The following is an 8,943-nucleotide window of genomic DNA, read 5'->3' as shown; positions in this document are numbered from 1 at the left end:
CCAGAGCTATTAGATGTGATGCGCACTTCAAATCACTCCAAATGTCGGATGAGCCATAAAAAAAGAGGTATCGCTCCGTAAGCGATACCTCCCCGTTGTATCTTGGTGTTGGTCTCCCAAGCGGTTCTTAGTACACAAACACCTTGCAGTCCTTGATGCTGCCCGGTGCTCCTTGCTCAGCGCGCGGCAGATACTCCAGTGCCGTCACCGTCTGCTGCTGACCGAGGTCGATCACCAACAGGTGGGGCAGGGCGGCGCCATTCTCCGTCTGCCAGTAGGTCGACTCCTGCAGGTCGAACGCCTTGTCGCCGGTGTGGTTGCCATTGTCGTCCTCGCTGTCGGCATACTTCGTCTTCCAGGCGTCGCGACTGATGCGCTTGCCCTGGGCGTCCTGCACGTAGACCTCAGCGATGGCGCTCAGCGCCTTTCCGCTTTGGTTGCTGCTAACCTCGATGGCGAGGTAGCGACCCGTAGCCGCCTTGTCAAACTTCACCGTCTGCCAACCGTTTCCAGCCTTCATCTGTCCGGCAAACACCGGTGTGCTTGAGTTCAGGTCGGGCTTGTCGCCGATGTTGTTATGCTTGTTGCTCTCTTCCAGCTGCAGCTTGTTCAGTTCCGGCTTGTCCTCTCCCCACACGGTGGTCTCCTTCGGTCCCACCACGTCGAGCACGATCACCTCGTTGCGACCCTTCTTTAGCCAGCAGCCCGGCACGTAGAGAGTCTGCTGCGGACCGATGCGCCAGAAGCGACCCACGGCGTGCCCGTTGACATACACCAGGCCTTTTCCCCACTTCTCGAAGTTGAGGAACGTGTCGCCTGTCTTCTTCAGGTTGAAGTAGCCGCGGTAGTAGCCAGCCTTGGTGTTCAGGCGGTCCTGCTGTCCCATCTTGTTCTTGCCCGAGAGGGCGCGCACAGCGTCGGCGTAGGTGTCGGGAATGCGGCTCTGCTCCCAGTCTTTCAGCGTCCACACCACATCGTCGCCATCCACGGCGGCGCTCAGCGTCACGTTGCCCACGATACCCTTGAAGTCCTTGATGGCGCGTCCGAAGTTGATGCGTCCCATGGCCTCCACGAGCACCGTCAGCTTGTCGCCCTTCTTGGTGGCAGGCATTACGAGCGACCGCTCGTTCTTCACGCGGTCGATCTTACCCACATATTTCTTGTTCAGGTACACCTGCACATAGTCGTGCGCTCCATCGATGGTGAGCACGGCGCCTGCGGGTGCCTCGGGCAGGGCTGTGCGATAGATCATCGAACCCCAGCCGAAGTCCATGTCCTCGAAGGTGAGCGGTGTCACCGATGTGGCGGTGCTGTCAATGCCCGAGCCGATGGTGGCATACTGGTCGAGTGTGAACTTTGCCACGTTCATCGTTGGAGCGGCAGCCTTCGGCACGTTAGGCATCTTGCCCTGCGTGTACTTCTGCATCATCTGTCGCAGCTCAAAATATTTGGGTGTGGTCTGGCCATACTCGTTGATGGGCGCGTCGTAGTCGTACGATGTCACGTCGGGTGCGAATCCCGGTGAGTTGGCGCCAGCCCAGTGGCCAAACGATGTTCCTCCGTGGGTCATATAGAGCGAGAAACTGATGCCCTTCGAGAGCATCTCGTCCAAGCCGGCCACCATATCCTTGGCGTCGCGCGTCTCATGGCGTGCGCCCCACTTGTCGAACCATCCGCTCCAAAACTCCGAGCACATCTTCGGTGCGTCGGGGCGCAACTCGCCCAGGCGACGGAACTGCTGGTCGATGTTGGCGCCTGTGCCAAAGTTCATGGTCCACACCAGGTCGTCCAGTCCGTTGCGCTCAAAGTTGCTGGCCCAGTCACACTGGAAGAGCGCCGGTCCGCGACCGTTCTGGTACCAGTTGTCCTTCAGCATGTCGCGAATGGCCGACACATACGGCTTGTCGGTTCCATACGATCCATACTCGTTCTCCACCTGCACCATGATGATCGGGCCGCCGCGCTGTATGGTCAGCGGTGCCAGTTGCTCAGCCACCTTCTTCTCGAAGATCTTCACGCGCTCCATGAAGTAGGGGTCGCGCTCGCGCAACTTAATGTCTTTCTTCTTGAGCAGCCACCAGGGCAGTCCGCCCATCTCCCATTCGGCGCACACATAGGGGCCGGGTCTCACAATGACGTACATGCCGTTCTTCTGTGCCTGGCGCACGAAGGCGGCAATGTCGTTGTTGCCGGTGAAGTCAAACTGCCCCTCCTTCTGCTCGTGTATGTTCCAGAACACATACATGCAGATGGTGTTCATTCCCAGAGCCTTGCACATCTTGATGCGTTGGTCCCAGTAGGCCTTGGGAATACGGGGGTAGTGGAGCTCGGCGGCCTTCACCACGAAAGGCTTTCCGTCGAGCAGGAACGTGCCCTTGCCCACCGTGAAGTCGCCTGGCTTGGCTGCCTGGCTGCCCATGGGGCAGAGCAGCATGGCGGCTGCGAGGGCCGCCGTCGATAATGTCTTTGTCAGCTTCATTTTTATGGTTTGTTTTGGAATTTGTTCTTGTCCCTTTTGAGCGCAAGCGCTCTTATTTTCGCAAAGTTACGAATAATCTTCAAGAATGTGCCGACTCACGTTCAAAATTCATCTATTTCTCCGCTTTTTGTGTGTTGGGCAGCAGTCCGGCAACGATTCCCATCAGCGGCAGGAATGCGCTCACCTGAAAAATAAACTCCACACTGGTCTTGTCGGCCAGCCATCCGAAGAAGGCCGACCCCAGTCCTCCCAGTCCAAACATCAGTCCGAAGAACACGCCGGCGATCATTCCCACCTTGTCGGGCATGAGGTCGGTGGCGTAAACCACGATCGACGAGAACGCCGATGCGATGATCAGTCCCGAGAGGAAGCAGCACACGATGGTCATCGTGAGGCCCACGAATGGCATGGCCAAGGCGAAGGGCGCCGCCCCGAGGATGGAGAACCAGATAACATATTTCCTGCCGAACCTGTCGCCCAGCACGCCACCTGCCACCGTTCCGATGGCGAACGCGGCGAGAAACACAAAGAGGAACAGTTGCGAAGCCTTTATCGACACGCCAAACTTGTCGATCAGGAAGAACGTGAAGTAGCTCGTGATGCACGAGGTGTAGAAATACTTCGAGAACACGAGAAGCACGAGTATTGCCAACGCTCCGTATTTGGCACGTTTGGAGATGTGGTTGTTCAGCGCGGGCTTTCTCTGCGGATGCTTCACCACATACTGCATACGGGCCTTATACCATGCGCCGAGCCGCACCATGATCAAGGCGGCGAGCAGGGCGGCCAAGGCAAACCATGAGATGGAGTGCTGACCGTAAGGCAGGATGATGATGGCCGCCAAAAGGGGTCCGAGGGCCGATCCGCCGTTGCCACCCACCTGGAAGATCGATTGCGCCAAACTCTTCTTGCCGCCCGATGCCATCTGCGTTACGCGCGATGCCGTGGGGTGGAACACCGACGATCCGAAGCCCACGATGCTCACGGCTATGAGTATGGTGAGGTAATGGTTGGCGAAGGCCAGTGCCAGAAGGCCCGCCAACGTGAAGCACATGCCCACGGAGAGGGCGTACGGTCGCGGGTGGCGGTCGGCGTACAGGCCGGTGAACGGTTGCAGGATCGACGAGGTCATCTGAAACACGAGCGTGATGATGCCAATCTGTGCGAAGGAGAAGTCGAACTGGTCTTTCAGGATGGGATAAATGGAGGGAATGATCGACTGTATCATATCGTTCAGAAAATGCGATATGCCGCAAATCATGAGTATGGAGTAGGCCGTTCCCTCGGTCATGGTGGGTTTGCCCTTGAGCTTCTGGCTGATGGCTTTGATTTGCATAGACGAATGTCCTTTTATGGTTTGTTGTGCAAAAGTACTCATTTTTAGCTTACCCCCAACATTTTATAATGTGGAATGTTGGGGGTTGAATGTTGGAATGTTGGGTGTTGAATGTTGAATGTTGGGTGTTGAATGTTAAATGGGGAATGTTGGGTGTTGAATGGGAATTGTTGAGTGAGGGATGTAGAGTATTGAAAGGGCATTGAGTTTTGGATGGGCACGTTGGAGAATCGGGCAGAAATGGCGCTGGCTCGTGTGAGAGTAGGCGTGTCAATAGGTATGGGAAGGCTCTGGCTCGTGTGAGAGGAGCCGTGTTGAAAGTCAAGCTATGCGGGCTGAAAGCCCAACGACCTCCATAGCCCAGGGCAAGCGAAGCGACGCCCTGGGTAAATCGCAGCGCCATGCCACGCCCTGTAGGGGCAAAAGTAAACATAACACGCTCTGTTTCAGCGCTTTTGCCCTTGCAGGGCGTAAGCTACGCGGCACATTATACCCAGGGTGTCGCTTCGCTTGCCCTGGGCTATGAACTTCTGTCCCTTCGGGACGTGCCCGCTAAAACGCGCCCTCATAGAAACAACTCTCCGCATGCGAAGAATCCGTGCCCATCCGTCGCGCCGACGGCGCATCGACACACGCCGCGGAATGCGGCGCAAGACTAACCGATCCGTGAAAAGACCAATCCGTGCGCATCGGTGAAATTACCTCCCCTTCGGTCGGTGGGGCTTCGCACGTCATTCGTGAGATAATAAACACCGGCGGTGTTTCCTTTCAGTAGTCATTCGATAGATTCGATAGATTCGTGTTCTTTTAAATATCAGCGAGCGTTTGCTTCGGCCAGCGTGGCTTCGCCGGGTCTCGTGTTCTTTGATAAAACCGCCCCGCATGGCCCATTCCACATTTACCTTTAATATTCCACATTAAAAAAGTTGTCATTCTACACCCAACACCCCCATTTGTTAAATAGTATATTTTCCCATCACAATTCAGCTTTTTTTCTACCGCGCTTCTAACTTTTTGTTGTAACTTTGCAGCGCAAACGCGGTTCCTTGCCATCTACCCAAGGCCCCCGCGACAGCCCATTATCTACCGGCGATAGCAACTACAATAACCAAATAATTAAACAACAGTAACTTTTTCAACATGAAACAATTCGGGCTTCTGCGCAGAGCGCTGATAGTGGTCCTGTTGGGAATGGTGGCCAGCTTCTCGCAAGCGGTCAACATCAACGACCCGGGCATTATCTATCGCATCGTGTGCCAGTCGAACGGCCAGGCCGTGACGAATGGTAACCAGAGCGCACACAACACGTACCTCACGACCGATGCCATTGATCTCTCGGCCGAGGGACAAGACTGGATGATTGTGCCAGTGTCGCCACCCGACAGCATCTATGCTTTCTACAATCCCCATTACGACATGGGCTTCGACATGGCTCCCGCGGCCCAGCAGGCATGGCGCCTCTTGCAGTGGGATCCCAAGTTCACCAGTTCCAACCAGCAGTTTGTCATCAAGCAGGTCAGCGAGGGCGTCTTCCAGTTCCTCAATGTTGCCGGCAATCGCGCCATGACGCTCCGTGCCGACGGCACCATCTACATGGATGAGGACCTCGACGCTGCCAACAGCCACTTCACCCTGCAGGCCACAACCAACAAGGTCGACAAGATCATCAAGGGCTACACCTACCTGCTCCGCAGCAAGAACACCGGTTGGGTGCTCAGCAACCTCGAGAGCCGCAAGTCGGCCGCCCTGCTCCACACCGAACCTTATAAGGAGGGAAGCTATGGCCAGCACTGGGAGTACCGCACCGTGGAATATTCCAAGTATGGCTCCACCGGCTATTCCACCGTTCTCTTCAACGCCAAGTACAACTTCGCCATCGACGCCGGCCTGAACGGCAAGAAGCTGCCGTTGCAGTATGCGCTCGATGGTTCCAACTACAACCAGCAGGTGACGTTCGAGGCCGTAGAGGGCCAGCAGGGCGTCTACCGCATCTCCTATAAGTACAACGGCACCGTCTACTACCTCTCCGCCGACAGCAAGGGCGACACCCGCATGATTCAGGACGCCAACGACGAGACCACTTATTTCACCGTGGAGTACACCGACCCCTACGTGCCCGTGCTCTCCGACTGGGAGAACCAGCGCGTGTTCGCCGTCAACAAGGAGGAGGGCCACGCCGCCTACATTCCTTACGCCAACACCGAGGCGCTGCGTGCCGACAAGGCCCGCTACGACAAGCCTTGGCTCGACCCCGCCAGCGACCGTTGGATGACGCTCAATGGCACATGGAAGATCAACTTCGTGAAAGACCCGTCGTTGCGTCCGGGCGAGGATGATTTCTACGGCAACGATGTCAACGTCTCTTCATGGGACAACATCGACGTGCCCTCATGCGTTGAGATGAAGGGCTACGGCGATCCTTGGTATGTCAATGTCGATTATCCCTTCGAGGACAATCCTCCTTACATCACGATGAAGGGCAACCTCTACAACTCGGTCAGCTCCCTGCGCCGCAACTTCACGTTGCCCGCCAACTGGGCCGGCGACCGCGTGTTCCTCCACTTCGACGGTATCTATAGCGGTGCCTACGTGTGGATCAACGGCAAGAAGGTGGGCTACACCCAGGGCGCCAACAACGACGCCGAGTTCGACGTTACGGCTTATGTCCACGAGGGCGAGAACAACCTGAGCGTTCAGGTGTTCCGCTTCACCGACGGCTCATACCTCGAGGGTCAGGACATGTGGCACATGAGCGGCATCCATCGCGACGTGTACCTCTTCGCCACACCGAAGACCTACATCCGCGACCACTACATCACCTCTATGCTCGACGCCGCCGACGGCTACAAGTCGGGCTCTATGACCGTGGCCCTCACCATGAACAACCGCGACGCTGAGGCCGCCAACAAGGATGTGTGCGTGCGCCTCATCAGCCCCGAGGGCCAGCAGGTAGGCCAGCAGAACACCCATTTCGCCTTCAAGAAGGGCGAGAAGGAACTCACACAGTATGTAACATTCGAGGGCCTCACCAACCTCCAGCTTTGGAACGCTGAGCAGCCCAACCTCTACACCGTCGAGGTGGCACAGACCGATGCCAAGGGGTCGGAGGAAGAGGCGTTCGCCACCAAGTATGGCTTCCGCTATGTGGAGATCCCCAACGACGACCACCGCGTCTACGTCAATGGCAAGCAGGTCTACTTCAAGGGCGTCAACACACAGGACACCCATCCCACCCGTGGCCGCGCCATCGATGTGGAGACCATGCTGAAGGACATCACCCTCATGAAGCAGGCCAACGTCAACACCGTGCGCACCAGCCACTATCCCCGTCAGGCCAAGATGAACGCCATGTTCGACTACTACGGCCTCTATGTCATGGATGAGGCCGACATCGAGTGCCACAAGAACTGGCAGGATGGCGCCGCCATCTCAAGCGACGCCTCTTGGCAGCCCGCCTATCTCGACCGCGCCCGCCGCATGGTGCTGCGCGACCGCAACAACCCGTCGGTGGTGTTCTGGAGCCTTGGCAACGAGAGCGGCTATGGCACCAACCACGACGCCGCCTTCGCCCTCATGAAGACGCTCGACAACCGCATCGTCCACTACGAGGGTGCCACCAACGCCGGTCGCGCCACAGCTACCGAGATGTGGAGCCGCATGTATCCGTCGCTCGATGAAGTGAAGGCGCAGGCCAATGGCAACTGGGCCGAGCAGCCTTTCTTCATGTGTGAGTACGACCACGCCATGGGCAACTCGCTGGGCAACCTCCAGGAGTACTGGGACATCCTTGAGGGCAGCAAGTATGGCATCGGCGGTTGCGTATGGGACTGGGTCGACCAGTCGATCGTGGCTTCTGAGGATATCATGAGCGGCAACCTCATGCAGAACGGCTTCCACAAGTACCGCACTGGTTACGACTATCCCGACGCTCCCCACCAGGGCAACTTCGTCAACAATGGTATCATCAATGCCGACCGCTCTTGGAGCGCCAAGCTCGATGAGCTGAAGAAGGTCTATCAGTATGTGTCGTTCGACAAGTGCCAAACAACCGGCGGCAACACCGCTGAGATCACCCTCACCAACAAGTATGACTTCACCTCGCTGGGCGCCCTGCGCTTGGCTTACCAGGTGGTGGTCGATGGCAAGGTGGCCAATGAGGGCAATGTGGCTCTCGACGACCTCAAGCCGGGCGAGACAGGCTCTGTCACCGTGCCTACCGCCTACGATGAGGCTGAGGCCAAGGGCAAGGAGGTGCTGCTCAACCTGAGCGTTGTGCAACCCGCCGCCACCGCTTACGCTCCCGCCGGCTACGCTGTCGCCACCGCACAGTATGTGTTGCAGGATCGCGACAAGCTCGCAGCCGTCGACCTCAAGGGCAGCAGCGCCGAGCCGCTGAGCGTCACCAAGTCGAACGGCGTTACCACCATCAGCAACAGCAAGGTGGAGATCGCCTTCAACACCAACTCGGGCAAGCTCACCAAGTGGTCGCAGAACGGCATCAGCATCGTCAAGGATGGCGCCACACCCGAGTATGAGAACTATCGCTGGATCGAGAACGACGCTCCTTATGGTAGCGACCCCTGGTACGACCAGGGCAACGGCATCAGCAGCCATAAGGTAGCCATCAGTCGTGTGGATGGTGGCAACAAGGTAACGGCCACCGTAACAGGCACCGGCTCATGGGTCAACTACACCTTCACCTACACCATCTATAAGAACGGTGTGGTCGACCTCAAGACCCAGTTCACACCGCAGGTCACCGCCACCGATCTCTATGGCGCCGTGCGCCGTCTGGGCATGCAGCTCGAGATGCCGGGCGAGTTCAGCCAGGTCAACTACTACGCTCGTGGCCCGCTGGAGAACTACACCGACCGTTGCACAGGATCAAACCTCGGTCGCTACGCCACCACCGTGTTCGACATGAACGAGTATTACCTGCGCCCGCAGACCATGGGCAACCGCCAGGATCTGCGCGAGCTCACGCTCTCCGACGGTCAGGGCAACGAGATCAACATCCAGACCGAGGGTCAGGTGGCGTTCTCTACGCTCTACTGGTCCGACCAGACCCTCAAGTCGTATATGCACAACTGGGAGCTCCCCGTGGGGGGGGGGGGGGGGCCCCGCCCCC

3 protein-coding genes are annotated in these 8,943 nt (G+C 57.6%); 1 reads left to right on the top strand and 2 read right to left on the bottom strand.

Translation table 11 applies throughout. From position 1 onward, the window contains the following. Nucleotides 1-127 precede the first annotated feature (127 nt). A complete protein-coding gene (locus KM934_RS11740; protein WP_215760791.1) occupies nucleotides 128-2,479 on the bottom strand; it encodes a beta-galactosidase in 2,352 nt (783 codons plus the stop codon). A 112-nt stretch (nucleotides 2,480-2,591) separates the two neighbouring features. Beyond that, nucleotides 2,592-3,815 (bottom strand): MFS transporter, encoded by a 1,224-nt coding sequence (locus tag KM934_RS11735; protein WP_215760790.1) that lies wholly within the window; start codon nucleotides 3,813-3,815, stop codon nucleotides 2,592-2,594. A 1,140-nt stretch (nucleotides 3,816-4,955) separates the two neighbouring features. Here KM934_RS11735 and KM934_RS11730 point away from each other — a divergent pair. Next, nucleotides 4,956-8,943: glycoside hydrolase family 2 TIM barrel-domain containing protein (locus KM934_RS11730; RefSeq protein WP_215760789.1), on the top strand; the 3,988-nt coding region annotated here is incomplete at its 3' end.

This window comes from Hallella faecis (assembly GCF_018789675.1).
Taxonomy (GTDB): Bacteria; Bacteroidota; Bacteroidia; order Bacteroidales; family Bacteroidaceae; genus Prevotella; species Prevotella faecis.
Note: the sequence above shows the minus strand (reverse complement) of the source record. Positions and strands in the feature narration are given on the sequence as shown.